Source organism: Bacteroides sp. OM05-10AA (assembly GCF_003439055.1).
Lineage (GTDB): Bacteria > Bacteroidota > Bacteroidia > Bacteroidales > Bacteroidaceae > Bacteroides > Bacteroides intestinigallinarum.
The window spans coordinates 1-18,288 of sequence record NZ_QSUR01000008.1; the positions used below are offsets into that span (position 1 = coordinate 1).

The window sequence follows — 18,288 nt, forward strand, 5'->3', positions numbered from 1 at the left end:
CGGGACTTACACCCGTTAGATAATGCTCATGCCGAGCGTACAAAGTTGCAGCTACACCGTAACTTTTTACGATATAGCTGCATTAATGTTAAAGAGAGAGAATTTATATAATATAAGCATGGTCTCACGACCCTCCTGATATTCAATGAACATTTAGTTTCTTTACCTATTAGACGCACGAAAGCTCAAATCACTGCACTCGAGACCCTCTTTTTTTAGTTAAAGAATAAAAAAAGCCGCTACTCCACAGGAATAGCAGCTCATATCTTTAAAACATCTTGCTGACACGTTCAATTCCTGCCACCAAAGTGTCTATTTCCGATTTGGTATTGTACATGGCAAACGAAGCACGTACAGTTCCTTCTATGCCAAGACGTTGCATGAGAGGTTGTGCACAATGATGCCCCGTTCTCACGGCAATGCCTAGACGATCCAGCAACGTGCCGAGATCGAAATGATGGATATCTCCCACCAGGAAGGAAATGACTGCTCCCCGTTCGGCTGCTTCACCGAATATACGTATATGGGGGATTTCTTTCAGACGTTGCAAAGCGTAAGTTGTCAGTTCATGCTCATGGGCGGCTATCTGTTCAATGCCATGTCCGTTCACATAATCAAGGGCTTTTGCCAGTCCGGTAGTTCCGATATAGTCGGGCGTACCGGCTTCAAACTTGAAAGGAAGTTCATTAAAAGTAGTCTTCTCGAAAGAGACATGCTGAATCATCTCTCCTCCTCCCTGATAAGGTGGAAGGCGATCTAACCATTCTTCTTTTCCGTAAAGCACTCCGACACCTGTCGGACCATATATCTTATGGGCGGAGAATACCAGAAAATCGGCATCCAACTCCTGTACATCCACTTTCATGTGAGGGATAGACTGTGCAGCATCTATCAGGCAAGGTACACCATGCGCATGAGCTGTCGCGATCATCTCCTTCACCGGATTCACTGTACCCAATACGTTCGATACATGAACTACGCTGACTATTTTCGTACGTTCGGAAAATAGTTTTTCATATTCATCCAGCAGAAGTTCACCTTTATCGTTCATCGGGATGACTTTTATGGCAATTCCTTTGCGGGCAGCCAACAGTTGCCAGGGAACGATGTTGCTATGATGCTCCATCACGGAAACAATCACTTCATCCCCTTCTTCCATAAACTCGTCACCGAAGCTGGAAACAAGCAGGTTGATACTTTCTGTTGTTCCGCGTGTAAAGACAACTTCATTCGTGCTACGGGCATTGATAAACTCACGTACCGTTTCACGGGAAGCTTCATGCAGTTCCGTAGCTTGCTGGGAAAGATAATGTACGCCGCGATGCACATTGGCATTGACGGAATAATATTCATCCACCAACGCATCAACCACCAGACGGGGTTTCTGTGTTGTCGCACCGTTGTCGAAATAAACCAAAGGTTTACCGTAAACCGTACGGCTCAATATCGGAAAATCTTCACGTATCTTTTGAATATCCACGTTCATTATTTTTTAGTGGTTACTTACAAATGGCACAACCCTGACATCTATTCAACTCGCCACGGAAACGTTTCTCTACCAATAGATGCAAACGATCTTTCAGCGCTTCCAAACGAATGGTATCGATCACTTCGTTGACAAATGCGAACATCAGCAGCAGACGGGCTTCTTTCTCTGCAATACCGCGCGAACGCATGTAGAATAATGCACCTTCATCCAACTGGCCTACTGTTGCTCCATGCGAACATTTCACATCATCCGCATAAATTTCCAATTGAGGTTGTGTATACATTCTTGCATCACGCGTAGCACAAAGATTCCGGTTAGTCTGTTGGGAATTCGTATGTTGTGCATCGGGACGCACGAGTACCAATCCGGCAAACGCACCTACCGACTGATCGTCGAGCACATACTTGAACAGCTCATTGCTGGTACAGTTCGGTACGGCATGGTCAATACTTGTATGATTGTCTACGTGCTGGTTCTTATCGGCAATCGCCATACCACAAAGGTTTATTTCGGCTCCTTCTCCTGCCAGCAGCACTTCGGTCATGTTGCGGGTAGTACCATTATGCAAAGTCATTCCGTTGAGCAATACATTGCTGTTGGCCTCTTGCTTTACATACAGGTTACTGATACGAACTGTGCTTGTATGTGTTTCTTCCAGTTCATACATATCGAATACCGCATTCTCACCGGCAAATACTTCAATAACTTGTGTCGCCAGGAAGTTCACATTATCCATTGCATGGTCACAAATCAGCAAACGAGCTTGCGCGCCATCCTCCAGGATAATCAGTACGCGACGGTTCACCATAAAGTTAACATCTGCACGCAGGATATTTACCAACTGGATTGTTTTTTCCACCACCACATTCTTCGGCACATAAAAGACAACGCCATCTTGTGCAAAAGCGGTATTGAAAGCAGTCACACCATCTTTAGAGGTATCTGCCAGTTGACCGTAATACTTCTTCACCAACTCCGGGTGTTGCTCGGCCACTTCTTTCAGGCTACCGAAAATCACACCTTCCGGCAGATTTCCTGTGGGAAGTGCTCTATTATAAAATGTGTCATTTACCACAAAATACAAGGAGGTACTCATATTCGGCACATCACACTTAAACACTTCATACGGATTGACCGGAATAGCCAAACGATTCAAGTTCAAACCGAAATCCGGCTCAAAGTACTTGCTCACATCCGTATATTTGTACTTCTCCATCTTACGGGTCGGAAATCCGAGTCGCTCAAAATCGGCAAATGCTGATGCACGAGGCGCATTCAGCACTTCGGCACTATGCTTGCAGATCATCGCTTCCGTCTGTGAGAAAAGTTCTATATATTGTTGTTCAACCATCATAGTTTTATATTTGTCATTCTCCTACTTCTTTCTTAATCCAATCGTATCCTTTTTCTTCCAGTTCCAGGGCAAGTTCCGGTCCGGCAGTTTTTACGATACGACCTTTATAAAGGACATGCACAATATCAGGCTTGATATAATCGAGCAAACGTTGGTAGTGGGTAATAACGATTGTACTTGTTTCAGGAGTTTTCAGCTTGTTCACTCCTTCCGCAACAATACGGAGCGCATCAATATCCAAACCGGAGTCTGTCTCGTCGAGAATGCTCAAACGCGGTTCCAGCATAGCCATCTGAAAAATCTCGTTCCGTTTCTTCTCACCACCGGAAAAGCCTTCATTCACCGAACGGTTAGCCAGTTTATTATCCAACTCCACCACCGCACGTTTCTCACGCATCAGCTTCAGAAACTCACTGGCGGTCAGTGCAGGCAGACCTTTATATTTACGTTGCTCATTCACAGCAGCACGCATAAAGTTCACCATGCTCACACCCGGAATTTCTACCGGATACTGGAAACTAAGGAAGATTCCTTCATGGCTACGATCTTCGGGGCTCAACTCCAACAGATCCTTTCCATAAAAAGTGACCGAACCTTTTGTTACCTCAAAAGCCGGATTACCCACCAATACGGAAGAAAGCGTACTTTTACCGGAACCATTCGGTCCCATAATAGCGTGCACCTCACCGGGATTCACCGTCAGGTTAATACCTTTCAATATCTCTTTGCCATTAATGCTGGCATGCAGGTCTTTTATTTCTAACATGATTAATAAATTGAAAATTAAAAATTAAAAATTAAAAATTAAAAGCTGAAGACTAAAAAGAGAAGAACTGAAAATTAAAAACCAGAAACCAAAAACGGGCATATCACCCCATTTTTAATTTTTAATCTTTAATTTTTAATTTACTCTTACCCCACGCTTCCTTCCAATGAGATGGTAAGCAGCTTCTGTGCTTCTACCGCAAATTCCATCGGAAGTTTATTCAACACTTCCTTTGCATATCCGTTCACAATAAGTCCGATAGCATCTTCTGTCGGAATACCGCGCTGGTTGCAATAAAATATCTGGTCTTCACTAATCTTGCTTGTCGTAGCTTCATGCTCTACCACTGCCGTCTCATTGTGAATATCCATATACGGGAAGGTATGTGCACCACACTTATCTCCCAGCAACAAAGAGTCACACTGGCTATAATTACGGGCATTATCCGCTTTCTCGGCCACGCGTACCAACCCACGATAGGAGTTTTCACTATGTCCGGCAGAAATACCTTTACTTACAATCGTACTACGAGTGTTCTTACCCAGATGAATCATCTTCGTTCCGGTATCTGCCTGCTGATAGTTGTTCGTTACAGCTACGGAATAGAATTCAGCAGTCGAGTTATCGCCCGTCAAGATACAGGAAGGATATTTCCAGGTGATTGCTGAACCGGTTTCCACTTGTGTCCAGGATAATTTACTGTCCACTCCTTTACAGTTACCGCGTTTGGTCACAAAGTTGTATACACCGCCCTTGCCTTCCGCATCTCCCGGATACCAGTTCTGAACGGTACTGTATTTTACCTCTGCACGGTCGTGCACAATGATCTCAACGATAGCGGCATGCAACTGATTTTCATCCCGCATCGGAGCCGTACATCCTTCCAGATAAGAAACATACGAATCATCATCCGCTACAATCAGCGTACGCTCAAACTGTCCCGTGTTACGGGCATTGATACGGAAATAAGTGGAAAGCTCCATCGGGCAACGCACTCCTTTCGGAATATACACGAAAGAGCCGTCAGAGAACACTGCGGAATTCAACGCTGCAAAGAAATTGTCCCGATAACCTACTACCGAGCCCATATATTTCTTCACCAGATCCGGATGCTCCCGCACGGCTTCACTGAACGAACAGAATATAATTCCTTTCTCCATCAGCGTTTCCTTGAAGGTAGTCTTTACGGAAACAGAGTCCATAACGGCATCCACTGCCATTCCGCTAAGAGCCATTTGCTCTTCCAAAGGAATTCCCAGTTTATTAAACGTCTTTATCAGTTCAGGATCGACTTCCTCCATGCTCTTCGGTCCTTCTTTCTTCTTTGTCGGATCGGCATAATAAGAAATTGCCTGATAATCAATTTCAGGGATACGGAGATGTGCCCAGGTAGGCATTTCCAGCGTCAGCCAATGGCGATACGCTTTCAGTCGAAACTCCAGCAACCACTCCGGTTCGTCCTTTTTCGATGAAATCAGACGAATGACATCTTCATTAAGTCCACGCTCAATGATATCCGTATGCACCTCTGTGGTGAAGCCGTATTTATATTTCTCCTCCGCAAATTTCCGGACAAACTCATTATCAGTCTTCTTTTCAAGTTCGTCTTTCTGATTGGGTTTCATTTTATTGGGTTCTTGTTGCATCTTTATCTTTATTCTCTAATATATATTGTTGCGTCATATTCTTCGCAGCAGGGAAAAAGATCCCCGCAAACGTTTCCATCGGATAATATAACAAAGATTCTTCCTTTTTTGTTGCACTAATTAACTTATTATCGCTGTCCACAAACTCTATCGCACCAATCACTACACTCGTTAACAACAGAAACTTAAGTGCTCCCAGCCCACTTCCTAACCAGCGATTCAGCCAGTTCAGCGAAATAGCCTGCATTGCTTTTGTCAATAGCGAGGCAATCAATACAAAGATCAATGGTACGGCAATCCAGATCATGATAAAAGCCAACACTTGCGCAACTGTCATTGAATCCGTCACCGTCGGGCAAAGCTTTTCCGCCAAAGAGGCATACAGAGCTTTCGCTGCCAACAGGCCGACTATCAACCCCAAAATAGAAGCCAACTGACGAATGAAGCCTTTTACAAAACCTACAATCGCTCCGGCGCCTATTACAATAAGGATAATTATATCAATCGTTGCCATATTCTTCTATTCTATGATATAATTCAGGCACGGATTTCACGGATTACACGGATTTATTAAAGAACCGTGAAATCCGCGTAATCCGTGCCTGATATTGATTCAGCACTGCCTATTACAGTGTCTGTTTCACTTCTATTTCTTCGAATGTCTCGATCATATCGCCTACCTTCATGTCGTTGCAGTTCACCAGACTGATACCACACTCGAAGTTTGTACCTACTTCCTTCACATCGTCCTTGAAACGTTTCAATGCGTTGATGTTTCCGGTAAAGATTACGATACCATCGCGGATCAAACGAGCCTTGTCGCTGCGTTTCACCTTTCCGGTCTTCACCATTGCTCCGGCTACCAGACCGACTTTCGTGATATTGAATACTTCGCGGATTTCGATGGTTGCAGTAATCTGTTCCTTTACTTCCGGAGCCAACATACCTTCCATAGCAGCCTTTACCTCTTCGATTGCATCGTAGATGACAGAATACTTACGGATGTCAACACCCTCTTGGTCGGCCATCTTACCGGCAGCACCCGAAGGACGTACCTGGAATCCGACAATAATCGCATCCGAAGCAGCAGCCAGAGAAACATCGGATTCAGAAATTGCTCCCACACCCTTATGGATCACATTTACCTGAATTTGTTCCGTAGACAACTTAATCAACGAATCGCTCAACGCTTCCACAGAACCATCCACGTCACCCTTAACGATGATGTTCAATTCCTGGAAGTTACCCAAAGCAATACGACGACCCAACTCATCCAATGTAAGGATCTTCTGCGTACGCAAACCTTGTTCACGAGCCAGCTGTTCACGTTTATTAGTGATCTCACGAGCTTCCTGATCGCTTTCGACTACATGGAATGTGTCACCTGCAGCAGGAGCACCATTCAATCCCAGAATCAATGCCGGTTCGGAAGGTCCTGCTTCCTTGACGCGTTGGTTACGTTCGTTGAACATAGCCTTCACACGTCCGTAGCTGGTTCCCGCCAATACGATGTCTCCTACTTTCAAAGTACCGTTAGATACCAATACAGTAGCTACATATCCACGTCCCTTATCCAGTGAAGATTCGATGATGGAACCCGTAGCATTACGGTCCGGATTTGCTTTCAAGTCGAGCATTTCTGCTTCGAGCAATACTTTTTCCAGCAAGTCTTCCACACCCATACCTTTCTTGGCAGAGATATCTTGCGACTGATATTTACCACCCCATTCTTCAACAAGGTAATTCATTGCAGCCAGTTCTTCTTTAATCTTATCCGGATTTGCAGTCGGTTTATCTACCTTATTGATTGCAAATACAATAGGTACACCGGCAGCCATCGCGTGATTGATCGCTTCCTTCGTCTGTGGCATCACGTTATCATCGGCAGCCACAATAATGATAGCAATATCCGTTACTTTGGCACCACGTGCACGCATAGCGGTAAACGCTTCGTGACCCGGAGTATCGAGGAACGTAATACGACGACCATCTTCCAGTTGCACGTTATAAGCACCAATATGCTGGGTAATACCTCCGGCCTCACCGGCAATTACATTCGCCTTACGGATATAGTCGAGCAAAGAAGTCTTACCGTGGTCAACGTGTCCCATCACTGTTACAATCGGAGCGCGCGGTTGCAAATCTTCCGGAGCATCTTCTTCTTCAACGATAGCTTGTGCCACTTCCGCACTTACATATTCAGTCTTGAATCCGAATTCTTCAGCCACCAGATTGATGGTTTCAGCATCCAAACGCTGGTTGATGGAAACCATGATACCAATACTCATACAAGTAGCGATAACCTGGTTAACAGAAACATCCATCATCGTTGCCAATTCGTTAGCCGTAACGAACTCGGTCAACTTCAATACCTTGCTGTCTGCCATTTCCTGATCTTCCAGTTCCTGCATACGGTTGGAAGCCATTTCACGTTTCTCTTTACGGTATTTGGACGTTTTATTCTTACCTTTGGTTGTCAGACGTGCAAGGGTTTCTTTTACCTGTTTTGCTACGTCTTCCTCGCTCACTTCCTGTTTGATAACCGGCTTCTTGAAGCGATCTTTATTGTTATTGTTATTTCTTCTGTTGTTATTTCCCTGTCCGTTGGCCTGACCACCCTGACCGTTACTATTGCCGCCTTTACCCTGTACATTAGGTCTTGGAGCAGCAAAGTTGGAAGTTGCAACATTGTTAACGTCCACCTTCTCTTTATTAATACGGTTACGTTTCTTCTTATTAGCAGCTGCTTCCGCACTGTCCTTAGGTCCGCTCTTCGCCAATTTAGAATCATCCTTACGGATTTCCTTGATGATAGCTTCCTTCATCAACTTCTTCTGATCCTGACGGATTTTTTCCTTTTCTTCACGTTCGCGACGTTTCTCTTCCTTCGATTTCTTCTTGGGACGAGTAGACTGATTCAATGCAGCCAAGTCGATCTGACCGATCACATTAATCTTCGCGCCTAATTCCGGTTGACGGATTTTGAAAACACCATCATCCTCCGGAGCCTTTTCCGCTACCGGGGTTACTTCAGCCTGTGCAGTTTCCACCTTTTCTTCTTCTTTATGTTCTTCCGCCTTCACAGGTGCAGCTACTACTACCTTCGGCTCTTCTTTTTTCACTTCTTCTACTACTTTTTCAACTTCTACCGGCTTCGTCTCCACTACAGGTTCCGGCACTACTACGGGTTCAACCACCACTGGAGTAGGCTCTACTACAGAAACAGGAGGTGTCACCACCTCTTCCTTCTTCACCTCGGGTTCTCTCTTCTCGGGCTCCTTTTTCACTTCGGGTTTAACGACAGGCCGTTCCACAACCGGTTCTTCCTGTTTCTGTTCCGGTTCTTTCTCTACCTTTTCAGGTTTACGACCGTTCAATTTATCCAAATCTATTTTTCCGACAGGTTTAAACTTCGGACGTGCATCCTCAGGTACGACTGTCTTAATCACATCTTCCGACTTCGGTTTTTCAGGCTGCTTTTCGAAGCCTTCAATCGATACCGACGCCTTATTACGTTCCTTATTCTGACGTTCCTGTATGAAACGCTCCGATTCAAGTCTAAGGTTCTTATCTGTACTAAACTCCTTTACGAGTATAGCGTATTGCTCCTCGCTAATTTTAGTATTAGGATTAGCCTCAACGGTATGCCCTTTCTTTTGCAGGAACTCAACTACCGTCGCGATTCCTACGTTCAAATCTCTTGTAACTTTGTTTAACCTTATCGTCATATTTTAAAATTAATGAATAAATGGAGCTTGTTGAATTGAAAATTGAGAATTGAGAATTAAAAAATAAAAGTCTGCTGCGTTGTATTGCATCGCAAATTTTTAATTTTTAATTTTTAATTTTCAATTGAAGAAGGATCTTCTTCTTCAAACTCCGATTTCAAAATGCGTATTACCTCGTCCACTGTCTCTTCTTCCAAGTCCGTCTTTTCAATCAACATCTCACGAGGAGCATTCAACACAGCCTTCGCTGTATCGATGCCGATAGCTTTGATAGCGTCGATCACCCATCCGTCGATTTCGTCTCTGAACTCGTCGAGATAGATATCTTCGTCAGCTACATTCTCATCCAACTCACGGAACACGTCGATAGTGTACTCAGTTAACATACTGGCCAGTTTGATATTCAAACCGCCTTTACCGATAGCCAGCGAAACTTCTTCCGGTTTGAGGAATACCTCTGCTTTCTTCTCTTCCTCGTTCAGACGAATAGAAGAAATCTTAGCCGGGCTTAAAGCGCGCTGTATAAACAATGAGATGTTCGATGTATAATTGATTACGTCGATGTTCTCATTGCGAAGTTCACGAACAATGCCATGAATACGACTTCCCTTTACACCTACACAGGCTCCTACAGGGTCGATTCTGTCATCGTAAGATTCCACCGCGATCTTGGCACGTTCGCCGGGGATACGGGCAATCTTCTTGATGGTAATCAAACCATCATTAATTTCGGGTACTTCCATCTCGAACAGGCGTTGCAGGAAAACGGGAGAAGTACGTGACAAGATAATCTTAGGATTATTATTCTTGTTATCCACGCGGGCAACTACTGCACGGGCCGTTTCACCTTTACGATAAAAGTCGCTCGGGATTTGTTCGGTCTTAGGTAACAGCAATTCGTTTCCTTCATCGTCTAAAAGCAACATCTCTTTTTTCCAGATCTGATATACTTCTGCATTGATGATAGTACCTACCTTATCTATATATTTATTATAAATACTGTCTTTTTCGAGTTCCAAAATCTTGGAAGCCAATGTCTGGCGAAGATTCAGGATCGCACGACGTCCGAACTTGGCAAAGATTACCTCGTCAGTCACCTCTTCACCTTCTTCGTAAGAAGCATCAATTTTCTGTGCTTCGCTCAACGAAATCTGCATATTCGGGTTAGTCAAATCTTCATCGGCCACAACTTCACGGTTACGCCATATCTCGAAGTCACCCTTGTCCGGGTTCACGATCACGTCGTAATTTTCATCGGTGCCAAACATTTTCGCGATTACGCTACGGAACGACTCTTCGAGTACGCTAACCATCGTCGTTCTATCGATATTCTTCAGTTCCTTAAATTCCGAAAATGTATCAATCAAGCTGATTGTTTCTTCTTTTTTGGCCATAACTATTTAAAGCTAATTAAGTATTTAGTATATTTTATTTGCTCATAAGTGAAGGTTTCGTCCTCTTCTACCAGCTTCGGGCGCTTTGATCCTTCGGTTTTTACTTTCTTTTGTACGCCTACCGTAAACTTCTCTTCATCGGCATCTTTCAGTATACCGGCCAGCTTCCGTCCGTCTCCGGTCAGCACTTCCACCTCTTGTCCGATGTGGATATAATACTGTTGCAGAACTTTAAAGGGTTGTCCGATCCCAGCCGACCCTACTTCCAGTTCATAATCTTCCTCTTCGCGGTTCAGTTTCGACTCTATGAAGCGGCTAAGCTCCACGCAATCTTCAATCCAAACACCTTCTGCATGGTCTATTTCAACCACAATCTTGTCATCCGGGCTCACGGTTACCTCTACTAAAAAGTAGTCTTTTCCTTCCAGCCACTCTTCTACAATCTGACAAACTGTTTTCTTTTCTATCATTTATTAGCTATATAAGAACAAAAAAAGGAGCTTAATTGCCCCTCCACCTTTCATCCGTTTTCGGTTGCAAAGATATAAATAATCTGTTCGACTACAAAACATTAAAGAAAAAAAGTATGAATTAACAGTGCTATATTCGTATCTTTACGCCGTAATTCAAAAAATAACGACTATGGCACATCGTCTCAACACAAATAAACAGTTTATGGTAGGCAACGGACTGCTTGCTTTTGCCGTCATTTTTGTCGTAGTTATTTTTGTCTATATGAGCATGCGACTACAACGGGAAAAGCAGGAAGAACGTCATTTTATTGAAAGCTACACAATCAGTCTGGTAAAGGGTTTTGCCGGAGATTCTATCTCTTTGTTTGTCAATGACAGTCTGATCTCCAATAAAACCATGTCGGAAGAGCCTTACACAATAGAAGTGGGACGTTTTGCCGAACAGAGCGCCTTGTTGATTGTAGATAATAAGACTGAATTAGTATCTACGTTTGATCTTAGTGAAAAAGGAGGAACTTATCAGTTCGAAAAAGAATCAGACGGGATTAAACAATTAGCCAAATAGTAAAGGTATTAATTAAGTTTGTGCCACCATGTTGGCACAACTATGCCATCGCATTGGCACGGCTGTGCCATCGTGGTGGCACAAGTGTGACAACGTAACGGCACTACCTTGGCAATAAAGCATTTTAAATTTCCGTGCGGTACTTTCTTAATTCTCCCCGCAAAGCCAGTGCTTTCCCTTCTGTAAATTGATTCAGTAAAGCCCAAAATCGTTCACTATGATTCATCTCACGGGTATGGCACAACTCATGCAACAACACATAATCTATCAAATGAGAAGGTAACAAAACCAGATAATAGGATAAGTTAATATCTTTTCGAGCCGAACAGCTTCCCCATCTGCCTTGGCTGGAGTTTATTTTCACACTTGAATAGGGAAGTCCGCATTGCTTGGACAAAGAAGCCAAACGGGAAGGAAGGATACTTTTCGCATTCCGCCTCAACGATTCTTCAATTACCTTATGCAACCAGCTTTGCAGTTTCTCATCCGTAAAATCCGCATGAGGCGGACAAACTATTTCCATAACTCCCAACCGGGAATTAGCCAGAAACTGATCCTTTTCACCGGACACCAAGGACAACTTAAAGTGTTCCGCATCAATTTTATAGTTCAAATCAATCAACGGCCGGGCTAGTTTTTGACGGGAGGCCAGAAGTTTACCACGCAGATTCTCGATCGCCTGCTTCACTTCTTTCAATGTAGTGCCGGGAGGAACTGAAACATAAACAGCATCACTCTTTGTACGAAACACAAGACTCCTCGCACGTGAATTGACGCGCACTATCAGACGTCCCAATTCGTCATCTTCTATGATCTTATCCATTATAATCCTCCTATCAACAGGCACAAAAGTAATAAAAAAGAAGATTCCAATGAAAAACTTCGCGGAAGATGCAACTTTATATCAGTTTCTTCCGTCTAACTGTCATATCAATCATAGAAAAACATAATTATGAAAACAAGTTTATTGCTCGTATTAGTCACCGGATTGTCTCTAGTACTTACTGCCGGCTCTTGCTTGCAGGGAAAACACGTAGTAGGCAGCAAAAACTACATCTCCCAAGAAGTAAAAGCCGATCATTTCAATGAAATCAAACTATTGGGAAGTGCCAATATCAGTTATCACCAAGACACACGCAGTCACGTGGAGATACATGGTTCCGACAACATTATACCACTTGTAGAAACGTATGTAGCCGGTAATACATTAATTATAAAATTCAAGAAGAATGTCAGTATCTGGAAAGGAAAACTGGAAATAAAAGTTTTTGCTCCGGAATTAAATAAGTTAACGATCAATGGTTCGGGAAATATAAAATTAATCAATGGAATACAAACCTCTAAAGATATTGAATTCCATATAAACGGCTCGGGAAACATTCAGGGAGAAGGGCTTAATTGCCGAAGAATGGCTGTTTCTATTAACGGATCGGGAGATGTTAGACTGCAACAAATAGAGAGCCAGGAATGTCAGGCAGGTATTTCAGGTTCGGGTAATATCAATCTTAAAGGTAAAGCCATTCAAGCAAAATATTCTATTGCCGGATCGGGAAACATTCAGGCCGCAGATTTAGAAGCAGAGAATACGGATGCAAGTATCAGTGGATCCGGAAACATCAGTTGTTATGCAAGTCAGAAACTGGTTGCACGCGTGAAAGGAAGTGGCGATATTGCCTATAAAGGCAATCCACAAGAAGTTGACGCTCCACGGAAAAACATACGGCAAATTAAATAAATACAGTCTAAAAGCATAAAAGGGCTACTGCATCGCGCGGTAGCCCATTTATTTAGTTAGTTTTATTATAAAAATTTGAGAGAATTGAAAACTTCACAGTTTCGCCTTCGTTGTTGTTTTAATTAAGCACACTAACTATATTATATGTTTAAAGCAAATGAAAATGTCTATTCGTTTATAACTTGCACCTTGTGGTTGACCCTCGCCAAACTATCGGCTAGAACCTGTTCCGCTTTCACATCATTTGAGATAGCGACCGATGGTGCTGTTACTTGTTTACCAATGGTATCCGTTGCCAATACACTTCCGTCATCTCCGGAGAAAGAATGTTGTGCCACATTCCCCAAAGAAAGGATGATTGCAATCACGGCAGCGGCTTTGAACAGAGGAATAAAACGACCGGTCAGTGTCAAGCGTTTCGCTTTTACCACCGTAGGCTCCACCTCTGCCAGAATACGTGCATCAAAGTCTTCGCCCAGTCCTACTTCCTGCTGAACCTGTTGATAAACAAACAGGTTTTTATAGCGAAGCAAATGAGCCGGAACTTCCTCCTTTGCGAAGAAGTCGCGCAATGTTGCTTCCTCCTCAACGGAAGTTTCGCATTGCCAGTATCGCTCCAGGAGCTGTTCTATATCCTTATAATCCATATTCGTCAATTTCTAAATACCTTTGTTTTACTTTTTGTCTGGCTCTGAAGAGGTTCACTTTAACTTGTTCCTCTGTCAGATTCAGCAACCCTGCAATTTTCTTATAGCTTTCACCTTCAATGTCCCTCAGTTGCATGATAAGCCGCTGTTTTTCGGGAAGTTCGTTTACCAGTCTATTAATAATGTTCATTCTTTCATCATGAATCATCTGGTCATACGGACTGTTTGCATCAGGTTCTTCCTCCATTTCGGGGGTGAGTTCCACGTTTTGAGCTTCTTTCTTTTGACTTCGATCTATCGCCAGATTCTTTGCCACTGTCAGGCAATAGGCTTCGACTGATTCAAACTGAGACCACTCATCACGCTTATTCCACACTCTTATCATGGTGTCCTGAACGACATCCTCGGCTTCGGCCCTATCCAGGGTGATTCTGAGAGCCAATCGAAAGAGTTTATCCTTCAACGGCAAAATATCGTTTCGGAAGCTGATTTCTTGCATCTCTATAATAATGACGGGCTAGGATATGAAAAGTTACAGTCGCCCACTACTTTTTTTGAATTATTTTTTTATTCTTGTTCCACCAGAGTTATTAATCGCTGATGCTAAGGTGATTACCACTTCAGAAACTCCTGCATTTATTGCTTCAAAAGAATTCTCCAACTTGGGAATCATGCCTCCCTGAATAACGCCATCAGCTACATATTGTTCAAATTCGGCACGGGTGATTTGGGGAATCACACTGTCGTCATCATTCTCGTCACGCAACACGCCTTTCTTCTCAAAACAATATACCAATGTCACATCAAACAGGGCCGACAACGCTTTCGCCGTTTCCCCGGCAATGGTATCTGCATTCGTGTTCAGCATATTGCCGTGTCCGTCATGCGTCAATGGAGCCATTACCGGAACCACTCCCTTATGTATCAAATCAGATAACAAAGTAGCGTCCACCTTTTCCACGTCACCTACAAAACCATAGTCTACCTCTTTCACCGGGCGTTTCACCGAACGGATCACGTTCATATCCGCCCCGGTCAATCCGAGTGCATTGACTCCGCGTGCCTGCAGACCTGCCACAATATTTTTATTCACTAATCCGCCGTATACCATCGTTACGACCTTCAAAGTTTCAGCATCGGTAATCCGACGACCATTTACCATTTTGCTTTCAATACCCAGTTGCGCGGCAATCTTTGTAGCCGAACGGCCGCCGCCGTGAACCAAAACTTTATGTCCAGCGATAGCGGCAAAGTCATTTAACAACTGACGAAGGGTGGCTTCCTCTTCTACGATTTTGCCACCCACCTTAATAACTGTTAGTTTTTCTCTCATTTCCTATTCTTATTTTTAGGCACGGATTACACGGATTTCACGGTGGCTTCGCATAATTTCATGGTTGCTTTACGTTCTCACACAACTAAAACCGTGAAATCCGTGTAATTCGTGCCTACTTATCTATTCCAAATAAGTATATCCGTAAAGCCCTGAACGATAGTTGGAAAGGAATTCTTTTCCTTCTTCCAAAGAAATCTTTCCTTCTTTCACCGACTTCGTCACCCAGGTTTCGAGTGTACGTACCAGCTTCTTCGGATTATACTGTACATAGTCCAACACCTCCGCTACCGTTTCTCCATCAATAATCTGTTCGATATTATATCCTTTCTCGTTCACCGAAACATGCACGGCATTCGTATCACCGAACAAATTATGCATATCTCCCAGAATCTCCTGATAAGCACCGACCAGGAACACAGCCACATAGTAAGGTTCCGTTTTCTTCAGTGTATGCACAGGCAGATAATGAGCCACGTTACGGGTAGAAATAAAATTAGCAATTTTACCGTCCGAGTCACAAGTAATATCCTGCAAAGTAGCCGAACGTTCCGGTTTCTCATCCAATCGCTGGATAGGCATGATCGGGAATATCTGGTCAATCGCCCAAGAGTCGGGAAGCGACTGGAAGAGCGAGAAATTACAGAAATATTTATCGGCAAGCAACTTAGACAGTCCGCGGAATTCATCAGGCGCATGTTTCAAACCGCCGGCAATCTGATTAATCTCACGTGTAATAGACCAATACAGACGCTCGATTTGTGCACGGGTTTTCAGATCTACGATTCCATGACTGAACAAGTCCAGCGCTTCTTCCCTGATCTGCTGCGCATCATGCCACGCCTCCAACATTTTGTTCTGATTCAGCGAATCCCAGATTCCATATAACTCCTGCACCAATTCGTGCGCATCCGGAGCTATCTCTTCCTCGTCATCCCATTCGGGCAATGTAGCGGTTTCAAGTACCTCAAAGATAAGAACAGAATGATGTGCCGTCAATGCGCGTCCACTCTCCGTTATGATATTCGGGTGTGGGATACCATTTTTATCGCTCACGTCCACCAAAGTAGAAATAGAGTCGTTTACATATTCCTGGATGGAATAATTCACGCTGCCTTCGCTATTGGACGAACGGGTTCCGTCATAATCTACTCCGAGTCCACCGCCAATATCTACAAATTCCACATTGAATCCCATCGAATGTAGCTGTACGTAGAACTGTGAAGCCTCACGCAAAGCCGTTTTAATACGACGTATCTTTGTCACCTGACTGCCAATATGGAAATGAATCAGTTTCAAACAATCCTTCATCCCTTTGCTCTCCAGGAAGTCGAGCGCTTCGAGAAGTTCACTGGAAGTCAAGCCGAATTTGCTGGCATCACCTCCAGACTCTTCCCACTTTCCGCTACCGGAAGAAGCGAGTTTGATACGTATACCGATGTTAGGCTGCACATTCAGCTGTTTTGCCATCTTTGCAATCAGCTTCAGTTCGTTCATCTTCTCTACAACGAGGAAGATACGTTTTCCCATTTTCTGGGCTAGCAAAGCCAGTTCGATGTAACTTTCGTCTTTATATCCGTTACAGACAATCAATGAGTCAGAATCCGTATTGACCGCAATCACTGCATGGAGTTCCGGTTTGGAACCGGCTTCCAGTCCGAGATTGAACTTCTTTCCGTGGCTGATAATCTCTTCCACCACCGGGCGCATTTGGTTGACCTTAATCGGATAAATTATAAAGTTCTCGGCTTTATAACCATACTCTTCGGCCGCTTGTTTAAAGCAGGAAGACATCTTTTCAATACGGTTGTCCAAAATATCCGGAAAACGTATCAACATGGGAGAAGCCACATCACGCAATTGCAACTCATCGACCAGTTCTTTCAGATCGACAGTCACTCCGTCTCTACGAGGTGTAACAACTACATGACCTTTGTCATTAATACCAAAGTACGAGGTACCCCAACCTGTGATGTTGTAGAGTTCCTCAGAATCTTCAATACGCCACTTTCTCATTTTCTGTTATTCAGTGTTTTTAGTAAATAATTGGACGGCAAAAATACGGATTAATCTACATGTTGGCAATTAATTAGACATTAAATCTTTCAAACGGTCCATATAACCACTATTTCCGTTACGGGCGTCATAGCGACGTGCCAGCTCTTCTGCCTGTTGATAGAAATAATTGCGAAGTTCGTTTACCTGATAAATTCCATCCGGACGATAAAGCGGGAACTCTTCCGGCAAAGACAACGAGACTTCCGGACGGGTTTCATATTTCAGAGCCTCTACCATATCACAGGAGAAACGATAACTCTTCAGCGTATTAGTACGCAAACTCCAACCGATACAGCGTTCGGCATATTCCCAAGCTCTTTCCGGCTTCGTCATCATATTATAGGCAATAAACAATCCCAGGTAGAGCAAAAGATATTCATCCTTCTCTCTTCCCACCAATGCTTCTTCGGCACGTGCACACATATCGGCGGCAATCTCCGGTTTACCTGCTTTCTGCGCATAATAAGCAAGCTTCAAATAAGCCCGCAAATTGGCTTCATAACAAGTGACCTGCTTATTAATCAACGGTTGCGCGCGGCTGTAAGCCTCATCAAACTGTCCCGTTTCCAGATAATAATCCAGCATAAAGTTCAATTCACAAGCCTCACACGACTGATCGTCTATCTTCTCATTCAACATTTTATCAATGTATTCTTTCGCCTTGTCATACTGCCGCATCCAGACACATTCCACAGACCAGCGGTGATAATAACTCCGCAAAGAATATCCGTTCCGGAGGATACGGGTTTTATAATCCTCCCCAATTGCCTGTACCTGCTCCATCGGGATCTCCGGAAGATCGAACGTACAAGCCCATATCCACTTATATTTCCACAACAAGTCATCTTCCTTAATCACATCCTTGTGGTTCTCGTAATCATCCAGAATTTTAGAGAACACGGTAATCTCTTCAGCATCCGCCGAAAGAAGATTCAGTTCATAAATAAGATCCAGTCTCAACTCCGTAGCCCATTCCACATCTTCGTTCTCATCGGCGATGCGGATAGCCTCTTTCAATAGATTGGCTTTTTCGCGGGGATGCAGGTTGTTATTCTGTGTCTGCAACAGCAATTTTTGTATTTCAAGTGTGTATCTCATAC

Annotated in this window: 16 protein-coding genes; 2 read left to right on the plus strand and 14 right to left on the minus strand. The window is 43.7% G+C overall.

Annotated elements, in window-relative coordinates:
• Nucleotides 1-268 precede the first annotated feature (268 nt).
• The 8 genes from DXB58_RS07845 to rimP all read right to left on the minus strand — a co-directional run bounded on the left by DXB58_RS07845 (nucleotide 269) and on the right by rimP (nucleotide 10,847).
• Entirely contained in the window at nucleotides 269-1,480 is a 1,212-nt protein-coding gene (locus DXB58_RS07845; protein ID WP_122136535.1) for an aminotransferase class V-fold PLP-dependent enzyme, read from the minus strand.
• A 19-nt stretch (nucleotides 1,481-1,499) separates the two neighbouring features.
• Entirely contained in the window at nucleotides 1,500-2,843 is a 1,344-nt protein-coding gene (sufD, locus tag DXB58_RS07850) for a Fe-S cluster assembly protein SufD (RefSeq protein ID WP_122136466.1), read from the minus strand.
• 13 nt (nucleotides 2,844-2,856) lie between these two features.
• Nucleotides 2,857-3,609: a Fe-S cluster assembly ATPase SufC gene (sufC, locus tag DXB58_RS07855; protein ID WP_004298251.1), complete on the minus strand. Its 753-nt coding sequence runs from the start codon at nucleotides 3,607-3,609 to the stop codon at nucleotides 2,857-2,859.
• 146 nt (nucleotides 3,610-3,755) lie between these two features.
• Complete coding sequence (gene sufB / locus DXB58_RS07860) at nucleotides 3,756-5,234, minus strand: Fe-S cluster assembly protein SufB (protein WP_004307399.1); 1,479 nt, start codon at nucleotides 5,232-5,234, stop codon at nucleotides 3,756-3,758.
• 1 nt (nucleotide 5,235) lies between these two features.
• Nucleotides 5,236-5,769, minus strand: coding sequence for a CvpA family protein (locus DXB58_RS07865; RefSeq protein ID WP_008776068.1), 534 nt, complete (start codon nucleotides 5,767-5,769; stop codon nucleotides 5,236-5,238).
• A gap of 112 nt (nucleotides 5,770-5,881) precedes the next feature.
• Nucleotides 5,882-8,983, minus strand: a complete 3,102-nt coding sequence (gene infB / locus DXB58_RS07870) for a translation initiation factor IF-2 (RefSeq protein WP_122136467.1) — start codon at nucleotides 8,981-8,983, stop codon at nucleotides 5,882-5,884.
• Between the two features lie 113 nt (nucleotides 8,984-9,096).
• On the minus strand, nucleotides 9,097-10,377 hold the full coding sequence (nusA, locus tag DXB58_RS07875; protein WP_117932414.1) for a transcription termination factor NusA: 1,281 nt from the start codon (nucleotides 10,375-10,377) through the stop codon (nucleotides 9,097-9,099).
• A gap of 2 nt (nucleotides 10,378-10,379) precedes the next feature.
• Nucleotides 10,380-10,847 carry a ribosome assembly cofactor RimP gene (gene rimP, locus DXB58_RS07880; RefSeq protein WP_004298256.1) on the minus strand — a complete coding sequence of 156 codons (468 nt, stop codon included), beginning with the start codon at nucleotides 10,845-10,847 and terminating at the stop codon, nucleotides 10,380-10,382.
• 172 nt (nucleotides 10,848-11,019) lie between these two features.
• On the opposite strand from rimP, the gene DXB58_RS07885 reads away from it, so the two are divergent.
• Nucleotides 11,020-11,415 (plus strand): hypothetical protein, encoded by a 396-nt coding sequence (locus DXB58_RS07885; protein WP_117932416.1) that lies wholly within the window; start codon nucleotides 11,020-11,022, stop codon nucleotides 11,413-11,415.
• Nucleotides 11,416-11,539: 124 nt separating this feature from the next.
• Here the strand turns inward: DXB58_RS07885 and DXB58_RS07890 are convergent, their stop codons facing one another.
• On the minus strand, nucleotides 11,540-12,238 hold the full coding sequence (locus tag DXB58_RS07890) for a SprT family zinc-dependent metalloprotease (protein WP_122136468.1): 699 nt from the start codon (nucleotides 12,236-12,238) through the stop codon (nucleotides 11,540-11,542).
• 129 nt (nucleotides 12,239-12,367) lie between these two features.
• Here DXB58_RS07890 and DXB58_RS07895 point away from each other — a divergent pair, with 129 nt between their 5' ends.
• On the plus strand, nucleotides 12,368-13,150 hold the full coding sequence (locus DXB58_RS07895; protein WP_122136469.1) for a head GIN domain-containing protein: 783 nt from the start codon (nucleotides 12,368-12,370) through the stop codon (nucleotides 13,148-13,150).
• Nucleotides 13,151-13,317: 167 nt separating this feature from the next.
• On the opposite strand, the gene DXB58_RS07900 is transcribed toward DXB58_RS07895, so the two are convergent.
• From DXB58_RS07900 to DXB58_RS07920, 5 genes are all read right to left on the minus strand, one after another.
• Nucleotides 13,318-13,797, minus strand: a complete 480-nt coding sequence (locus tag DXB58_RS07900) for a hypothetical protein (RefSeq protein ID WP_008649173.1) — start codon at nucleotides 13,795-13,797, stop codon at nucleotides 13,318-13,320.
• The gene (locus DXB58_RS07905; RefSeq protein ID WP_004298261.1) at nucleotides 13,787-14,296 is read right to left on the minus strand and encodes an RNA polymerase sigma factor; all 510 of its coding nucleotides are present in this window, start codon (nucleotides 14,294-14,296) and stop codon (nucleotides 13,787-13,789) included. The genes DXB58_RS07900 and DXB58_RS07905 overlap by 11 nt, the downstream gene beginning before the upstream one ends.
• A gap of 60 nt (nucleotides 14,297-14,356) precedes the next feature.
• Complete coding sequence (gene argB / locus DXB58_RS07910; RefSeq protein WP_032852239.1) at nucleotides 14,357-15,130, minus strand: acetylglutamate kinase; 774 nt, start codon at nucleotides 15,128-15,130, stop codon at nucleotides 14,357-14,359.
• A 123-nt stretch (nucleotides 15,131-15,253) separates the two neighbouring features.
• Nucleotides 15,254-17,146, minus strand: coding sequence for a biosynthetic arginine decarboxylase (gene speA, locus DXB58_RS07915; RefSeq protein ID WP_004307404.1), 1,893 nt, complete (start codon nucleotides 17,144-17,146; stop codon nucleotides 15,254-15,256).
• Between the two features lie 69 nt (nucleotides 17,147-17,215).
• Nucleotides 17,216-18,286: a M48 family metallopeptidase gene (locus tag DXB58_RS07920; protein ID WP_122136470.1), complete on the minus strand. Its 1,071-nt coding sequence runs from the start codon at nucleotides 18,284-18,286 to the stop codon at nucleotides 17,216-17,218.
• Nucleotides 18,287-18,288 lie beyond the last annotated feature (2 nt).